We start from the raw sequence: 18,459 nt of genomic DNA on the forward strand, positions 1-18,459 counted from the left end.
TGTTATCCCTCCTTCAGATGGTCCAGCGCCCGTATAGACTCGCTTACATCCAGTGAGCCATCTTCAATTTGATCCAGCAGGCTCATAAGATCCTGATCCAGCTGTTCATCATCCTTGGACTTATTTTCAAAGTGATTCATATACGCTGCAATCGTAGGATAGGAAAACAGCTCGGCTACTGTTGCCTCACTGCCCAGTGCGTGCTTCATCTTTCGATGAAGCCGAACAATCGAGATGGAATTGCCGCCGATTTCAAAAAAGCTGTCATGGATGCCGACGTCCTCCGGGCTTATATTTAAGATTCCGGCCCAGATTTTCGTCAGCATATGCTCTCTTTCATTGCGAGGCGCCACATATGCGGTTGAACGATGAACTCGGCCCTCCGGCTGTGGCAGATTTTTGCGATCAATCTTCCCGTTCGGAGTTAGCGGCATCTCCAGCAGTTCCATGAAAAATCCCGGAATCATATACTCAGGTAATATTTCACGCAGGTGTATTGTCAGATCATCCACTTCGAGTCCTTTTTCCAGCGAAGTAAAATAACATAAGAGATTGGTTACACCAAACTCATCCGTTTGGGCAATCACAGCTGTTTCCTTGATCCCTGGAAAAACGGATACGGCCCGCTCCACTTCTTTGAGTTCTACGCGATACCCCCGCACCTGTACCTGATCATCCTTGCGGCCGCTATACTCTAGAATGCCATCCGGCCGTAACAGTCCCAAATCACCTGTACGATATAGCTGTTCGCCTGTTTTGGGATGCTGGGTAAAAGCCTTGGCAGTTGCTTCTGCCTTATTCCAGTACCCCTCCGTCAGACCAATCCCGCCGATGCATATTTCGCCTTTGACCTCAAAGGGGCACAATTGCCCCTCCTTGTCCAAAATATAAACATGCGTGTTCGCAAGGGGCCTTCCCAACGGAATGCTCAATTCGCCCTCTGCCGGAGATGCGTCAATCAAGTAACAGGTTGCATAAATAGCCGACTCGGTCATACCGTAAATGTTGGCAATCTTGGCTTGCTGGAATGTGCTGTACCAGTCCCGCACCCCATTGACGAGCAAGGCTTCGCCTCCATTGAATACCCATTTAAGTTCCGGTAGCGGATGATCCGTCTCTTCGGTCGGAACCGCATCCAGAAAGAGACTCATCTGGGCCGGAACGAACTGGGTGATGGTAATCTTGTCATCCCGGAGCTGTTCATATAGCCGCTGAGGATCTTTGACCGTATCCGAGCTGAATATAGACAGCTTGGCTCCGTATATCAAAGGCCAGAAGAATTCCCATACCGAATCGGTAAAACTGGCAGAAGTCTTCTGCGCAATCACATCTTCTGCGGTCAAACAAAAGGTGTCCTGCAACCAAAAGAGCGTATTTAGCACAGCTTTATGCGTCATCATGACTCCTTTGGGATCTCCCGTAGAGCCTGAGGTGTAAATCAAATACGCAAGATCATTTTCACCGGCAGGACAGGCCCAGGAGCCCTGCTCCTGGCGCTCCCAATCCGACCGCTGATACACCTTCAGACGATCTGCTCGCATCTTCGTTTCGTCAAGACAAACAACCGTCGTCATGCTTTCCGGCAAATCTCCCAGCATCGTTTGCAGCTTGGCAGACTCGGTGATCAGCACACCGCAAGCACTGTCGCGCAGCATATATTGAATCCGCTTTTTCGGGTAGTCCGGGTCAATAGGCACGTAGGCTGCACCTGCTTTTAATACGCCGAAAACAGCCACTAAAAGCTCAATTCCCCGTTCCGCTACCACCGCTACCCGCTGGTTAGGCCGGACACCTGCTGCATGCAGCAGGCGGGCCATTCGGTTCGCTTGTTCCTCCAATTCGGCATACGTAATGGAGGAGCCGTATTCATAAATAGCGGTTTGCTGTGGTGTGATTGCGACCTGACGGGCAAACAAATCAGGAATCGTAACATGATCCTCATAAGGCTTTGCAGTCTGATTCATCTCCGCAATGACGCGTTCCTCTTCTGCCGATAGAATTTCAAATGCATCAAAATCCAGATCCATAGGGTCTACTCCCGAACCGGAATTGCAGCAGATACAGCCGATTGACCTACCAAGCTGTTTGTGAAAAAGTCCACTAAGCGATCTATGCCTTCGTTGTATCGCGTTGTAGAGTAGGACAGGCGCAGCATTTTCGGCAATCCAAAATCAGAACCTGGTACAGTCGCCACTTGTTTGGCTTTCATAATTTGTTCAGCCAGCTCCAAACTCGTTTCGATGCCGTGCTCGTCCATGTACTTTTCACAATCGAGTGTGAAGTAAAAGCTACCTTGTGCAGGGATAGCACGTACGAGCGGAACCTCATTGAATTGCTCCACCGTATAATCCCGTCTTGCTTTATACAGGCTGACCAGCTGCTCAATCTCTTCGGGATGTGCCAATGCTTCCAGTGCGCCAAATTGCACGACAGGGTCGGCTGTCAGCAATGTGTGGTGCTGTATGACCGTGAGCGGTGTGACTAGCTCGTCAGGAACGATACAGTAACCCACGCGCCGACTGTACATCCGGTATCCTTTGGAGAAAGCATTCGTCGTAATAAAGGCTGATTTGGTATCCTTCAGCTCCAGTACCGAAGTGCTTCGTTCATCAAAGCAAACATTGGCATAAATCTCATCATTAATGACCACTGCCTGACCGTTGATAATTTCATCAATGGCATACAGCTCGTCTTTCGTTAAGATGTTGCCTAGCGGATTACCAGGCGAATTAATGACTACAATTCTAGTTTTATCCGTGAAATTTTCCTTAAAGGAATCCAGATCCAGTGCCAGCGTCTCTAAATTGATATCATAGTAGCGAACATTCGCCCCTACCAATTGGGCGCAAAAATGATACAGAGAATAGTACGGACGCGGTAAAAGAACCTCATCCCCCTCTTTTGCCAGCAAATAAAACAGATTTCGGAATAAAGCGCTGGTGCCTACATTAATCAGGATATTGTTAGGGTTAATGTCCAGATCATATGTTTTCTTGTATTCCTCCGCGAGTGCTTCCTTTAATTCCGGCAAGCCCGGCGGAAATACAAGCGAGCTTTTTTCAAAGGTGTCCAACGCATCCTTCATCGACTGAATGATATCCTCATGCAAAGGTAGCTCGGATTTTCCCAAGGTCATTCGAATGACCTCTTTGGAGCCGTTTTTCTCAAATTCATAAGCCATTTGATCCAGAACGAACATTAAAAACCGATTGTCATAAAATTCAATAGATGATCTTAATTCCATTTGTAATTGCCTCCTTTGAATGAACCGCACGTTAATGGGATACCTTAGACAGGTTGGACACACTACTAGCAATGGTCTTGATTATTTTGTGATACCTTTCCAGCATGGAGTGAACATAGGAAGATTCCAGCAAAGCGGTATTCCACCTCAGGGAACAGGTCAGTCCGGTTACTGATTTCACGACTGACAGTTGCAGTGCTGCTGGCTCTGAGGGGTATACACGCAATTCCACTGCCCCTACCTCGGGTAAAGATCTAGTCACATCCTCTGTGCAAAAGACGACTTTATAACGGAATGAAGCCTCCGTCCCGCTCTTCAACTCATTAGGGTCCAGCAGCAAATGAAACGGATATAAAACAGCTTGAAGCGCAGCTTGATGTTTGTCCTTCACTTTTTCTAGCAAAGGATTAAACGACGAAAGTCCCTCCATCGAAACTCTGACTGGCACAGGATGCTGGATACGTAAAGGTACTCCGCTCCCCTGAACCGGATGTCCTTCGGAATGTATGACATAGATCAAAAGCTCCTCCGCATGCGTTAATTGCCGCAGCAGCAGGAAATAACAGGCGAATAGAACGTCCGTAACAGAACCTTCATGACTGGAGGCAAAAGCTTTTAGCGCTTCAGTCTCCTCTGTGGCGAGAGGCACTTCAATAGAAGTCCACTCGGATGTTACAAAAGCTTCTTCCCCGCGTTTGAACGGCAATCCGATCAGAGGGAGCGGCTTTTGCAGTACCCCAGTCCAATATGCCTTTTGAGGCTCCAAATATCCTTCCTGCAGCAACCGTTGTTGCCAATAAGTAAAATCAATCTGCGAGATGGACTGAAACATGTAGTCTGTATCCACTGCCGAATCCGTAACAGCAGCGGAATAGCGAATAAACAGTTGTTCCAGCCAATCTTTCAGGTTCAGGCACTCCGTTAGTAATGGATGAACGGCGACGATCAATTGGCATCGTTCGTTGCTGTCACAACCCAAGCGTATCCGGTACAGCGGACCTTGTCGTAACTCGAACGGGTTTTGATACTCCACAGCCACACGGTGTTCCGCCCAAGAAGCTGCATCCCCCTCTATTACATCTGTGAATTTGTAATCCAACGGAAGATACGCCTGCACCTGCTGAGTCGGCCCAGCTGTCTCTTCCCTGAAGATTGTTCTGAGCGTGCTGTGTTCGGCTTGCAGTTCTTCCAGCACTCTGACAAATAACGTCTGATCCACCTTGCCTTTCCACACTGCATGAACGATCACGTGAGGGGTTGATCCTCGATGTCGCCATATCTGCTTTTGGTAAAAAGATAAAGGGTGCTGTTCAGCCTCCGGTGCCGGGCAGATCGCAGGAAGCGCAAAAGTAGAGTCCTTTTCCTGCCGTTTCTGTTTCATCTTCTCCGCTTCCTCAGATGAAAAAATCCGGTACTCCGCTAAAGCTTGCTCAGGCTGGTCCACAATCTGGTCGATCAGGCTGAGCAAATGTCCTGCCAGCGCAGTGATCGTCTGTTCGTGAAACAAGCAGGAGTAATACTCAAAGGTACATTTCAGTTCCCCTTGCATTCCCTGAAAAATGTCGAGCTTTAAATCCATGGTTGAACTATGCTTGGCCCAGTCCACCATGTTCAGCATCAAATCTCCCATCGTAAATTGGGTTCTCTGCATCCCCTGGTTATGTAAAATAAGCATGGTGTCAAAAATAGGGTTGCGTGAAAGATCGCGCTTCTGATCCAGATGCTCCACCATCTTTTCAAATGGATAATCCTGATGATCATACGCGGCTATGGTGCGATGAGCCACCTCCTCTAAGAAGTCCGCAAAGCGACGCTCACCCGCTGGAGTGTTACGAATAGGCAAGTAGTTGGTAAAAAGCCCTATCGTATGCTCTACACCCGCATAACGTCTGCCGGCAATGAGGGAGCCTACAATGATATCCTCCTGCCCTGTGTATTGATAAAGCAGCACATTGTATACAGCAAGAAGCGTCATATACAGCGTAGCGCCATGCTCCTGCCCCATCGCTCGCAAGCGTTCAGCGACCACTTTGTTAATCGTGAACGAGTACACCCCCCCTTCAAAAGTCATCACAGGTGGCCGGGGATAGTCACTGGGCATTTTCAGAACAGGCAATCCTGACTCCGGTCCTTCCGTTAACGTCCTCAGCCAAAATTGCTCCTGTTGCAGCATCTGCTCACTTTGCAGAAAAGCATTTTGCCATACAGCGTAGTCCTTATATTGGATACGCAGCGGCGGCAGGTTCTGCCCGGCATAAAGACTGGTAAATTCCCGAATGAGGATCTCCATGGAAACGCCATCCGAAACAATATGATGCATATCAAACATCAGCAAATGCTTGTCCTCTTCATCACATTCTTCCGTTAATCGCAGCAAGCGTACCCGAAGTAAAGGAGCCTCTCCCAGAGAAAACGGCTGGACAAATTCCTCCATCAGCTTTTGCACATCTGCTCCCTTTAGAGCCACTCCCAGGGATATATCAAGCTCAGCCTGTGGAAGAACACTTTGCACAATTTCATCCTCCGCAACATCAAACACCGTCCGAAAGGATTCATGGCGACGAATGATCGCAGCAAAAGCAGCTTTAAAGCGTTCCACATCCAAGCGTCCCGTGATCGTAGCCGCTCCGGGCATGTTGTAACTCAAATTGCCTTCTGCCAGCTGCTTCAAAATAAACTGACGGCGCTGCGCATTGGATACGGGATAAAATGCTTGTGGAGACACAGGTTCAATAGACTGGTAATCCGATTTTTTTTCGCCTGAAATAAGCTGGGCAAGCTCACGAATGCAGGGATGTCCAAACAAATCAACCAATGTAATTCGTGTATGGAATACCTGGCTTATGGCAGTAATCAGATCTGTTGCCAGCAGAGAATCCCCGCCTAGTTCGAAAAAATCTGCATCCACAGACAGTTTGTCAATGCCTAAAATTCGGCCCCAGATACGTGCCAGCCTGTCTTCTGTTTCCGTCGGAACATATCCGTCACCAAAGAAAACGCGTGCTTCGCTATAAGCTGACACCTGTTTATCGCGGTTGCTGCTTCGACGTTGGATCGGCGGGTCCACCCAATATCGTTGCTTTTCCCAAGCGTATGCAGGCAAGGGTACTTTGACACACCCACCTGCCGGATAATCCTCCGCCCAGCGCCTGTTCTCCCCAGCAACATATCGCCGGGCAATCATCCGGGCATCATCTGTATCCAGCGCCATTTCTGTCAGGGACTCGCTGCAAATGGTACAGAAAATCCCCTGCTGCTCCAGCCCGGTTCCATCCTGACAAACCAAAGCATCGTAAGCCTGTTTGAGCTTTGTCCAAAGACTGCGTCGATCCGTGACCGGAATCGCCAGCCGATAAGCATGATGCTCTCTGCCCGTATTCAGGACGTAACAGATATTTTCCAAAGAGGGAATATCGTCACTCTCCAAAAAATCAATATATCGGGCAGTCAATCTTCGCAGTGAATCCTCACTGTATGCCGAAAGGGTAAATACACGTTCCCCACCGCAGGGTAGATCGGAGGACGAAGAAAGGGAGGGCCTGCTTCCCTGATAATCCTCCAGCACCACATGACAATTTGTTCCGCTTAACCCCCATGAACTGATACCCGCCCTCAGTGGTATTCCGTCCTCACTTCGCCATTCGGTTAGCTTCGTATGGATATAGACCGGAGAACTATGCAAGTTCATCAACGGATTAGGATAAGCAAAATGCAGGGTGGGTGGAAGCTGCTTATGCTGTAAAGCCATGATCATTTTGATTAATCCTGCCATGCCTGAAGCGGAATCAAGATGACCGATATTGCTTTTGACCGAGCCGATACCGCAAAATTGTCTGTTTTGCGTATACCTGCGAAAGGCATTTGTAATCCCCTTAATTTCAATCGGATCTCCAATTTTGGTCCCCGTTCCATGAGCCTCGATGTAAGAGATCGTCGAAGGGTCAATGCCCGCACGCTTCCACGCCTCTACAATCACTTCTTCCTGAGCTCGGGCATTCGGGGAGGCCAATCCGTTGGAGGCACCATCCTGATTGATGGCACTTGCTTTAATCACGGAGTAAATATAATCGTGATCCCTCTCGGCTTGCTCCAGTGGCTTGATTAGAACAACACCACAACCTTCGCCCCATCCCGTACCGTTGGCATCCGCGTCGAAGCTGCGTGATTGTCCTTGCGGAGAAGTAATCCCCAGCCCGCCCGGCTCCATCCTGGTGGGTAACGCACCAATGGCTACTCCACCCACCAACGCCATGCTGCAATCTCCAGCGCGCAATCCCTCACAGGCCAGATGCAAGGCAACCAGGGATGACGAGCAGGCGGTGGCTACACTCAATGCTGGACCGGACAGATTCAGCGCATAAGCGAGACGGCTTGCGATCACTGGCGGAAAGTTCCCGACAAAGGCGGTGGACGACTCATTTTCAATCAGCTCCTTGTATCTCGCTTCGCTATAGCCCACGTATACCCCCACTCGTGAGCCACGAATGCGCTCACCGCCATAGCCTGCATCCTCTATGGCCTCATAACCGGTTTCCATGAACATACGCTGTTGCGGGTCCATATATTTGGCTTCACCGGGAAGAATATTAAAAAATGCCGCGTCAAACGTATCAACTTCCTCCAAATAGCCTGCCGGCATATATGGCCCTTGGTTCTCTTCATCCAAAAAGGGACGAATCTGCTCCAAACGTGAGCTTGGAAACGTTCGTATCCCATTCAAACCGTTGACCAGATTACTCCAATATTGTTCCTTGGTATCTGCTTGCGGGAACCGTCCGGCTACGCCGATGATGGCTATATCCCTGTTGCGGTTTATTCCATCATGGGCTGCGGACGATGAAGCAGTTTTGAGCCGAACCTGATATTGCTTGATCAGAGAATACGCATGCTCTTCGGATAATTCCTGTTTGGCTACAAGCTGCAAAATGGCTTCAACAAACGTATCCCTCATATGCTTTCATATCCTTTCATAGCTTCATCCACTGAAATAGCGTCCTCCTTTACACGCTTGATCAGGCTTCGTAAATCCTCGTCCGCTTCGTCCGCGCCGGAAACTTCAACCTGTAAGTGCGGTTCTACGTCCGTCACTTCTCTCGTGCTGGCGGCATGCCTGTTTTCCATAAACTGCGCCAGCTGCGCAACTGTACCGTACGAGAACAAATCCCCGGCCTCCACTTCGGGATCAACCCGTTCATTCAGAAGACTCAGCACTTTCAAAATAAGCAAGGAATCTCCGCCGATTTCAAAAAAATGTTGACCTACATCAATTTCCTCATATCCCAGCACCTCTGCCCATATTTGGGCGATCTGCTGTTCCAGCTCTGTGTAAGGCTCTGTCGTTTTCCCTTTCAGACTGACCTTCACATCTGTCACCAAACGGTTAGGATCGACAGATGGCAGAGCTCTTGCTTCCTTGGTGGATTTAGCTACAGCTCGGCGTCGACTCGTCAACATATCCGGCGCAAGCTGAATTTTCATCATCGGCGCCCATTCACGGAGCTTCTGTGTATCAAACTTGCCGATTGCCACCTGATCCAGCGGATAAGACAGACTCATGCGGAAAGCAGCCAGCGCATCTGATACTTCCATATAGTCCATGCACCCTGGTCCTGTGAGTCCCTCCCACGCATACCAGTTGATCGCAAGCGTCGTTTGCCCCCGCATGTTACGCTGTGCGCTGAAGGCATCCATAAACGCATTGGCAGCCGCATAATCCCCACCACCAGCTCCGCCCCATAGCGAGGCTACCGAGGAGTACAGAACAAAGAAATCTGTCTCTTGTTCCGTCAGAAGCTTATCCAATACCAGCGTTCCGTGAATTTTGGGACGAAGCACCTTGCGAAAATCACCCAAATTCTGAATCTCCAGCGGACGACTGGTGTCGCCGCTAGCTGCCGCACAATGAACAACTCCCTTAACGGGGCCATAACGAGCTTGTACATCGTCAAAAATGTGTTGCATCTGCCTATAATCAGCCACATCTCCCGCGTAATAATGCACCTTTGATCCGTGTTTTTCCATGTCTGCAAAGGCCGAAAGCTTACGGTAAATTACGGTATCAGCCTTCCTTTGCACCGGATCATTTATGATGAGTGACCATTGCGATTTTTCCGGCAACTCCGTTCGGTTCACGATGACTAGATGGATCGGGGCTTGCTCGGATAAATACCGGCTAACCTCCAGTCCTAATCCCCCTGCGCCTCCAGTCACGATATACACTGCACCCGGACGAACGGTGATGGAACGCCGGGGTGGAATACCCGGATGATTCCGATTATCTGGAGTGCTTACAGTATCCGATTCGAGACGGGCCATACCTTGGATGTAACGCTCCTGACGGATGACAACGAATGAATCCGTTTTGTTCTCCTGCAGCTCGGTCATGATCAGATCCGCCACTTGCCCGTTGGTGTGGTGGAGCGTTTCGACATCCAGTCCGAAGCATTGCAATTGTGGATGCTCCTGAGAAATAACTTTGACCAAACCGTGAATCGCCGCTTTTTCAGGTGATACATGCTGCTCGTCCGATATCCGCTGGGTAAAGTTCGAAACCACCCGCAAATCCAGCGTTTCATGCAGACCCTGATGAAGTAATGCTTTAGTCAGAAAATAAAGACTATAGACACCTGACTCCAAACCTGCATCCACTGTTTCAATGTTGACTGGGGGTGACGGGGTGGCTGTACAGGTCCAGAGATGAACGATACCGTTCAAGCGCTGGTTACGTTGTCCCAGTTCATTCATGAGTTGAATGTAATCTGCTTCTACCCCCAGCTGGATGGTGTACTGATGATCGCTCCTTTTTTCAAACCTTTGCCCAGCCTCTACAGTCACCACATGATGACCGGAGTGCGTCAAGCGTTGCACCAGTTCCTCACCAATCCCCAGCTTGTCTTGGAAGATTAACCAGTTTCCTTGAGCCAGCACGCCTTCTCTTGTCTTCTTCAGTTCTTTTTTAATCCACCGAACACGGTACATTAAATCTTCAACCCTGCTCACTTGTTCTTGCTCGCTCATTCGACCGATAATCAGCGCGGTTTCGGCCTCGGCACGGTTTGACAAATGCATAGGAAAGGTTCGTACCTCCGTGAATCGCTCCTCCTTCAACAACTGCCCCCATGTTTCCGTCGGAACCAGCGGAGAATCCTTTCGTATGTCCTGATCCTCGAACAGCCACCATCCCTCCGTCATTCCCCAGACGAGATTTTCCGCAGGCTCGTTCTGCACTTTTTCGATCATAAACAGGGCTCCACCAGGAGCAAGCACCTTTTTCAACTGGGACAAGGACGTCCGCAAACAGCTCGTGGCATGAACTACATTCAGGCCAATAATGATATCAAACTGTTCTGGCGCAAAGCCTTGTGCCAAAGGATCTTCTTCAATATTAAAAGTCTGATATCGAACAAACGGGTAGGCTGCAAACTGCTTTTGCGCTTCCAAAATGATGCCCCGGCCCAAATCGGTGTAGCAATACTCGACTTGACGATCTGCTATGGCTGGGAAAAGGACCTTGCCCACCGTTCCCGAGCCTGCCCCAACTTCCAGAATGCGGAGCCGTTTTCCCGTTTGTGCTAAAATATGCTGCTTTAATGCGTCCAGCGCCATCTTCTCACACAGATCGCCCAGCGTACGTCCCTGATTGGCAAAGCCCGCTAGGAATTGCGGTGTACCATCGGGAAACAGCACACTCAGGGGTGACCTTTTCCCAGTCAGCACAGCCGGATAGGTGTCCAGACAATACTTCAACACCTTGAAGGTTCCCGCAAATGCCGGATATTGTTCCACGTATTGGGTGCATAAGGCCAACAGATCGGGAGCTGACCCTTCAAGGGTTAGCGTGATATTATCACCGTCAATACAGATGTAACCCTGTTCTTCTACGAAACGCAGCATGAACCGAAATAGACCCTGATATGTGGAAGTAATTCCTATCGTATGCAACATTTCTGGCTCTTTATATACTTTTCCGGGTTCCGTGAGCGTCCCCCATTGTCTAAATAATCCGATAATAAGCTGGGCCGCAAATTCATCAACCGCCTTTTTATAGCCCTGTTCTACCGCAAAGCCGCTCTCTTCCAATAACCGTTCACCAAATTGGAAAACCGTCTCGGTAGCCTGCCAGAAATCAGGAGCTTCCTCCTGCGTGTCAGGGGTCAATTCAGCACTAGTTGGTACATGCGGTGGTTGCTGAACTTTGGGTTCAACCCAGTAGCGCTTCTCTTCAAACGGGTAGCCTGGAAGAGGGACTCGCACCCGGTTTTGTCCGTGATAATAGTCCTCCCACTCCAGTTCCCTTCCTTGCATATACGCCTTCGCCATACGCTCCAGCGATTCCGCAGGCTGTACCCTATACGGCTCAGGGCTGTTCCCTGTTTTTGCTGTCATATTTACGTATATTCGTTCGCAATCCGGTAATGCCGAAGCTGAATCATGATCGCTCTGCTCCACGAACAGCATGAGCTTACGCCGTAATTCTTCCTGGGAGCCGATGACGGTAGCCAAACGGCAGGCGTCGTTTCCACGGCTGATATTGGTGCAGTAACAAATGTCTGCCAAAGCTTCGTTGGTATTTCCCAGATAAGCTGCAAACCTGTTGGCATAAGCGTAGAGCGCTTGTTCAGTCCGGGCTGACAAGGTGAATACATATTCCTCGCCCAGAGAAGGGACTTCTCTTTGGATCGCATATTCCTCCAGCACAACATGGCAGTTCGTTCCGCTCAAGCCAAAGGAGCTTACCCCTGCACGACGAATTCCGCAGTCTGGCGTCCATTCCTGAAGTGACGGAGCAACATAAACCGGAGAATTTGCAAAATCAATATGTGGGTTAGGCACTTTAAAATGAAGGGATGCTGGAATCTGACGCTTGGTGATGGCCAGCACTGCTTTTATAAACCCAGCAATCCCTGCCGCTGAATCCAGATGCCCGATATTGCTTTTGACTGAGCCTACCGCACAGAACTGCTTACGATCTGTGTACCGTCCAAAAGCCCGTGTAATGCCCTCCATTTCAATAGGGTCACCTAGCTTGGTGCCTGTTCCGTGTGTTTCGATATAAGAAACCGTCTGCGGATCAATCTCCGCGCGCTTCCAGGCCTCTTCAATCACTTCAGCCTGCGCTGCCGCATTGGGAGCTGTGATCCCGTTGGAGCGACCATCCGAGTTAGCTGCGCTTCCCTTGATTACTGCGTAAATATAATCACCATCAGCCACCGCCTGCTCCAGTGACTTCAGTACAACAGCGCCAACCCCTTCGCCACCGCCTGTACCATCTGCCGATGCGTCGTACGCTTTCGTCTTTCCATCAGGTGAGGCGATTCCCATATTGAAGAGATTTTCATCCACCATCGACAGATACAGATTGACACCACCAGCCACAGCCATTTCACAACCGCCGGACGTTATCTCCTGTACCGCATGATGCACGGCGATGAGTGAAGAGGAACAGGCTGTATCAATAACCTCCGCCGGGCCTGTCCAATTGAAGGCATAAGCAATCCGTCCAGCAATCACAGCCTGCAAATTCCCCGGAATTGCGGAAGGCTCTACCTGTGGCATAAGGTCCACATATTGCGGTGTGCCTGTCCCTACGAACACTCCTGTCTTCGAGCCATACACCTCTTTTTCCGAGTATCCCGCATTCACCATCGCTTCCCATACAACCTGCAACAGTAGACGCTGCTGCGGGTCCATCATCCGTGCTTCATTAGGGGATATTTGAAAAAACGATGCATCAAAGCCATCAATTCGATCCAAATATGCGCCTTGCGGCAACGATCTTGACTGCCCGACTACATCATCTGAACCCTGAGCAATATCCTGTAACCGATGGGCCGGAATGTCGCGAACGGCATCCACCTCGCGACACAGATTGTCCCAGAAGTCATCGCAATTGTCCGCCATAGGGAAACGGCAAGCCATGCCAATCACAGCAACATCACCGTTTCGCCCCTTGCTTCCAAGCTCAGGTCTGTGGGTATGTAGTCGTTTTGTTTCCGTTTTGCGAAGGACTTCGGTAGGTTGCTCTACACCGCCGAACTGAATGATTTTGGCCTGCATGGCGATCGTATGATGTGTAAAGAGCTGCGGAATCGTCAGCTGAACTTTCAGCAGATGGTGGATTCTGCTTTGCAGTCGCACGATAGACAACGAATTTCCACCTGCTTCAAAAAAGCTTTCCTCCACACTAACGACAGGTACGGCCAGCAGTTTCTTCCAGATCTCCGCCAGCTGTTCTTCCAACTCATTACGTGGTGCCACATATGCACGGGGTTCGGTGATTCCAATCTGGTGCAGAGGCAACGCTTTTTTATCCACCTTGCCGTTCACTGTAACGGGCATGGACTCCAAGCAGACGATATGAGCCGGGACCATATAGCCCGGTACATGCTGCTTCAAGTACGACTGGACATCGCTCGTTCCGATCAGAGAGTCTTGCCTGGCTCCTAATTTCTTTAAGGTATAAAAGGCAGCAAGATCCTCGGTTCGTTCCTCTGATCCATGCGGAATGACCACGGCTTCTTTGACGGACGGATGACTTCTGAGAACAGACTCAATCTCCCCCAGCTCCACACGCATCCCTCGGATCTTAACCTGATCATCGGACCTGCCGACAAACTCCAGATTGCCGTCAGCCAGCCATCTCACCAGATCGCCTGTTTTATACATCCGTTCTGATTCGGTCCCAAACGGATTCGGCACAAAGCGTTCTGCCGTCAAGCGTGGATTGTATAAGTATCCACGCGCCAGTCCAGCGCCAGCGATGAACAGCTCTCCAGTAGCTCCGAAGGGCAGCAAGCGTTGCTGTGGATCCAGAACGTATACCTGATAATTCAGCAGAGGCTTGCCTATAGGTAGTGTTGCTCGCTGCTCTACAGGCAGGCATTCATACAGAGTCGTATTAATAGCCGCTTCCGTTGGGCCGTAAATATTGAGCAGCTTGTCTATGTTCAGCTTATCGCGTAATTGCTGTACCAGCTCGCCGCTGCAAACCTCACCTGCCACCATGATAAAGGCAAAGTGATGTTCGATATCTGTCACCTGTTCCAACAGCACTTCCATCAGTGAAGGTACGGTATTCAACACGTTAATCCGTTCCTTCCGTACCAGTCCCCAAAAGGCGCTTGGATCGGTTTTGGCCTCTTTTGGAATCAGATATAGTGTCCCGCCTGTAGCTAACGGTAAAAAAATCTGCTGCACAGAGGGATCGAATGTGAACGGAGCCATCAAAACATGTCTCAACTGTTCATGGAAGTCATAGCTACGTTTCAGTCCAGCCAATTGATTGACAATATGACGATGCTCTATCACCACCCCTTTGGGCGCTCCCGTCGAGCCTGATGTGTATATGACATACGCTGTATGATCAGGTCTACCCTCAAACGGTAGATTAGACGGCTCCCCCGCATATAACGCAGGATTGGATAGATCGAGCACTGTTCCTTGAAAAGAATGGGTATCCACATGCTGTGGAGGCGAGATCAACAACTCCATTCGACTATCCGTTAAAAGCTGCTGTACCCGCTCTACTGGAAACGTCGGATCTATCGGACAATACGCCGCTCCAGCCTTTAATACCGCTAAGATGGCAATGATGACCTCCGTCGTCGGCTCAGCCATGATGCCCACGATATCATCCGATCCCACTCCGTGACGTTGTAAAGTACGGGCCAGCTGATTTGCTTTCGCATTTAGCTCTCTATAGCTAATGCGATACCCTGCCTCGACCACAGCAGCTTGTTCAGGCGTTGTCATCACCTGTTCTTCGAACAATTGATGCAGCAAGGTCACACCCGGCAGTTCTACAGCCGTCTGATTTAATCCATGTACCAGAAGCTCTCGTTGCTGTGGAGCCAGCATATTTGCCGCATCATCCTCCAGAGAGACCGCCGATTTCTCAGGCCATTGAGCCAGAACATACAGCAAATTTGCAGCAAAGGATTGGACTAGCGACAACGAATACACCTCAGGCCGATAAACCAGTTGCAGCATTCGGCCTTCTTCGTTTGGAACAAGCTTGATCATCAGATCAAACCGATCCAGGTCCTCAGTCACCGTTTGTAATCCCTCATCCACACATGCCAGTTGCCACAGTTCTTGCAGTTCTCTCCCGTGAACGGATGTCCATTTGTTATAGAGAAGGGGCACAGAAACATCCTGATGATTCATCGTTCGAGAAAACTCGGCCTTCATGTCTTCGTTAAGCTCACGCCAGGTTCGGCTTCCCTGAACCCGCGGCTTGAGAAAAAGTACATTTCCCCGCTTTGGTTCGGACTGTATAAGCGTCGTCGTGCCGATACAAATATCCTCTGACTGCGAATAGCGATAGACCAACCCTGACAGCGCCGTCAGGAACAAAATAAAACGTCCCAACTCCGAGCCCTTCGACATTTGATCCAATTGATGAATCGTTTCCCTGGGAATAACCATTTCGAGCGTTTCCTTGCGAGCCTCCGGCTGATGGTTAGACTTGCTTCTGCTTGTAGGCAGTAATTCCCTCGGCAGGTCTTGAGACCATTTTTTCATCCAATATTCTTCAATGATCCGGCCTTTCAAATGTGTACTTTTGTCCATACACACTCCCCTCTCTGTCAACCGTTCCAGGTCTTCATGAGCTGACGAATCCACCCTATTTTTCAGTTGATAATCTCAATGAATCACTTGATTAATTCACTATTCAAAATGCTCAGTCTTTCCTCAAAAGGAGGATGAACGTGATTCAGTTCCTTCTCCCATTCAGCCTTGCAGCTGCAATCCAGATGTTCCAGAACGCTCGGATCAAGAGTGTGATTATACTCCTTCAACGCCTCCATTACTCGATCACTACAATGCGGACAATTGTAAGGCACCCCGACAGGGGAAGGATAGAATTGGAACAAGCCGACAATGATCTTGCCCAAATGCGCCGTCCGTTTTACCACCTCAACGATGCTCCAGAGCCATGCCGGTTTATAGGCACCCTGGTCACTTAAATATTGCACCAGTGTATAATCCTGTACGGTACAGCTTTCCAGTGAAACGGTCGTCGTACCGAGCTCAAAAGCATGCTCAATCGTTTGTACGGCATGTTCGATAGCCTCTTGTTCCGTAATAAAAGGCGGCTTCAGCAACACATAGCTGCGTAAATTCAGCTCCTGGGTCACCAAGCGGGCGGCCTTATCAAATTGCTTTAAGGAAAAGCCTTTGTTTATGCATACATACCGCAAAAAGTCGTCAATCATTTCGAGCCCCATAGCGACTTCCACATGCTTATCCGGTAAAAGACGCTTAATTTCCGCCATATTTTCTTTCGTTACAAATTCGGGTCTGGTTTCGATGACCAGCATTTTGATCTCAGGCTTTTCTCCAACCATGCGTATGATTTCCCACAGCGCTTCAGCCGGAACTTCATTGTCGTTGAGAATGGAGCCGTTGTTATACAGATTGAGTAAAGGATATTTGTTAAAATCAATCCGCTTAAATTCCTCACTAAATTGCTCCAAATAATAATGGGCAGAGAGTGGGCCGTCTTTACGTGTTTGCTTAGCCAAATGACCGCACATGGTGCAGCCATTTCCGTTTTTCAGGGCCCACTCACATCCGTTAGACATTAAATACATGACTGCGCGTTGATAGTTTTTTCCCTGAAAGTTTTCCTCACGAATATCCGTTTCTGTCGCTACTTTGTCCAAATGATACTGTTCATCCGGAATTTTGGCGTGAATCTCCTTCATTAAATTGGCGATGAGTCGGTAATAGTGGGCGGTTTCTTTCGTGGTCATCCATTGATAGGAATCCATTTGTTCCCAAGCTTTCGGCTTCTTCATCTTCATACACTCCTTTTCAAAGTATTCGGGCTATAGTCAAATTCAATCGCCCAAACCTCTTCCAGTCTCTTTTCCATCTCCGTCAAGGAGTGAATATTCTGAATGGCATAATCTCTTTCTGTAACGATCAGCCTGAGCAAAGCAACATAACGTTCACATAACAGTTCAATCGCGGACGGCTCATATTTTGAGGGCTGATACATGATTTGGATGGTCGTTTGCTCCATTTGATGAATGCTCACCAGAAGTGAATAATCCGTTACGCTATGGCCAGAAAAGGATTCCAAGGTCAATTCACTCTGTCGATTGATCTCCAGCGGATAATTTTCAATCACAAGCAACGTATCAAAAAGACGCTCTGTGCTTCTGAAATTGCCGTAAGATTGTATATCCACAAGCGGCGTTGTTTCGTAGGGCTGTCTCGCTACGCTGGCTTGCTGAATATCGAGCAAGGCTTGTTGCAGCGTATCTCCATTGCCTGACTGTAACCGTACAGGAACCGTGTTCATCAAAAGCCCCACTACCCGTTCAATTCCAGGCAGGCTGCTAGAGCGACCAGATACCGTCGTGCCGAAAAGCACATCCTGACGTCTGCTAACCTTTTGCAGCAGAATACCCCAGGCCGCTGTAAAAAGGGTACCTACTGTCACGGATTCTTCCTTCGCAACAGCTTCAAGCCCCCTCACCAGCTCCGATTGCAAAACATACGATTCGCAAGCTGTATCGCTTATTTCTGATCCAGCAATTGTATCGGGTAAACACAGGGGCTGAACCTCATATCCAGTCAGGTAAGCTTGCCAAAATGCCTTGCTTCCGCTTCTATCCTGCGTACTAAGCCACTTCACGTACTCTCCAAAACGCGGCTTGGCTAATCGTTCTGGCTCCCGGCCTGCACGCAGCGCATCATATGCCCGGATAAACTCACCCAGCACAATGCCATTACTCCAGCCATCCATCACAATATGGTGGTTGCTGACCATCATGATATGACGATCATGCGCCAGCCTAAACACCGTAGTCCGAAATAGGGGACCCTCAGACAGGTCAAATCCTACAGCACGGTCTGCCTCGCGCAGCTCCTGTAGTACCGTCTCTTGCTCCACATCTTCCATTCCTGTGAGGTCATGGAAAGTGAAAGATAGGACGCGTTCTTTCAGGACAATCTGAACCGGGTTCTGGATCTTTTCCCAGCGGAATACGCTTCTCAGCACTTCATGCTGTTGAATCGTCCATTTCCACGCCTCACAGCAGACAGATAGATCAAGCTGACCCTGCAGCGTATAGCTGTATTGCTCAAAATAAGCTCCTGTATCCTTGTCCCGTAAATAGTGGTAAAGCATTCCTTCCTGCATGGGAGTCAAACCAATGACGTCCTCCACACGTGTTTTGTTCAATGGACGGTGGCTCATGGTT

Annotated in this window: 6 protein-coding genes; all 6 read right to left on the bottom strand. The window is 49.3% G+C overall.

Annotated features, from left to right (window positions below):
• Positions 1 to 2: 2 nt before the first annotated feature.
• The 6 genes from ACQW03_RS05520 to ACQW03_RS05545 all read right to left on the bottom strand — a co-directional run bounded on the left by ACQW03_RS05520 (position 3) and on the right by ACQW03_RS05545 (position 18,455).
• Positions 3 to 2,027 carry a non-ribosomal peptide synthetase gene (locus tag ACQW03_RS05520; protein ID WP_441948628.1) on the bottom strand — a complete coding sequence of 675 codons (2,025 nt, stop codon included), beginning with the start codon at positions 2,025 to 2,027 and terminating at the stop codon, positions 3 to 5.
• A 5-nt stretch (positions 2,028 to 2,032) separates the two neighbouring features.
• The gene (locus ACQW03_RS05525; protein ID WP_071639842.1) at positions 2,033 to 3,244 is read right to left on the bottom strand and encodes a pyridoxal phosphate-dependent aminotransferase; all 1,212 of its coding nucleotides are present in this window, start codon (positions 3,242 to 3,244) and stop codon (positions 2,033 to 2,035) included.
• Between the two features lie 31 nt (positions 3,245 to 3,275).
• Positions 3,276 to 8,195, bottom strand: a complete 4,920-nt coding sequence (locus tag ACQW03_RS05530; protein WP_441948631.1) for a condensation domain-containing protein — start codon at positions 8,193 to 8,195, stop codon at positions 3,276 to 3,278.
• The gene (locus tag ACQW03_RS05535; RefSeq protein WP_441948633.1) at positions 8,192 to 15,814 is read right to left on the bottom strand and encodes an amino acid adenylation domain-containing protein; all 7,623 of its coding nucleotides are present in this window, start codon (positions 15,812 to 15,814) and stop codon (positions 8,192 to 8,194) included. Before ACQW03_RS05535 ends, ACQW03_RS05530 begins: the two co-directional genes overlap by 4 nt.
• An 83-nt stretch (positions 15,815 to 15,897) precedes the next feature.
• Positions 15,898 to 17,046, bottom strand: a complete 1,149-nt coding sequence (locus ACQW03_RS05540) for an archaeosine biosynthesis radical SAM protein RaSEA (protein WP_071639839.1) — start codon at positions 17,044 to 17,046, stop codon at positions 15,898 to 15,900.
• Positions 17,047 to 17,048: 2 nt separating this feature from the next.
• Positions 17,049 to 18,455: a condensation domain-containing protein gene (locus ACQW03_RS05545; RefSeq protein WP_441948635.1), complete on the bottom strand. Its 1,407-nt coding sequence runs from the start codon at positions 18,453 to 18,455 to the stop codon at positions 17,049 to 17,051.
• Positions 18,456 to 18,459 lie beyond the last annotated feature (4 nt).

Origin of the sequence: Paenibacillus sp. DRB1-1, from assembly GCF_052119485.1 — a bacterium.
GTDB classification, from domain to species: Bacteria; Bacillota; Bacilli; order Paenibacillales; family Paenibacillaceae; genus Paenibacillus; species Paenibacillus polymyxa_B.

Coding starts and splice junctions, on each gene's coding strand:
- ACQW03_RS05520 (WP_441948628.1), bottom strand. CDS start 2,027: ATGGATCTGGATTTTGATGCATTTGAAATTCTATCGGCAGAAGAGGAA.
- ACQW03_RS05525 (WP_071639842.1), bottom strand. CDS start 3,244: ATGGAATTAAGATCATCTATTGAATTTTATGACAATCGGTTTTTAATG.
- ACQW03_RS05530 (WP_441948631.1), bottom strand. CDS start 8,195: ATGAGGGATACGTTTGTTGAAGCCATTTTGCAGCTTGTAGCCAAACAG.
- ACQW03_RS05535 (WP_441948633.1), bottom strand. CDS start 15,814: ATGGACAAAAGTACACATTTGAAAGGCCGGATCATTGAAGAATATTGG.
- ACQW03_RS05540 (WP_071639839.1), bottom strand. CDS start 17,046: ATGAAGAAGCCGAAAGCTTGGGAACAAATGGATTCCTATCAATGGATG.
- ACQW03_RS05545 (WP_441948635.1), bottom strand. CDS start 18,455: ATGAGCCACCGTCCATTGAACAAAACACGTGTGGAGGACGTCATTGGT.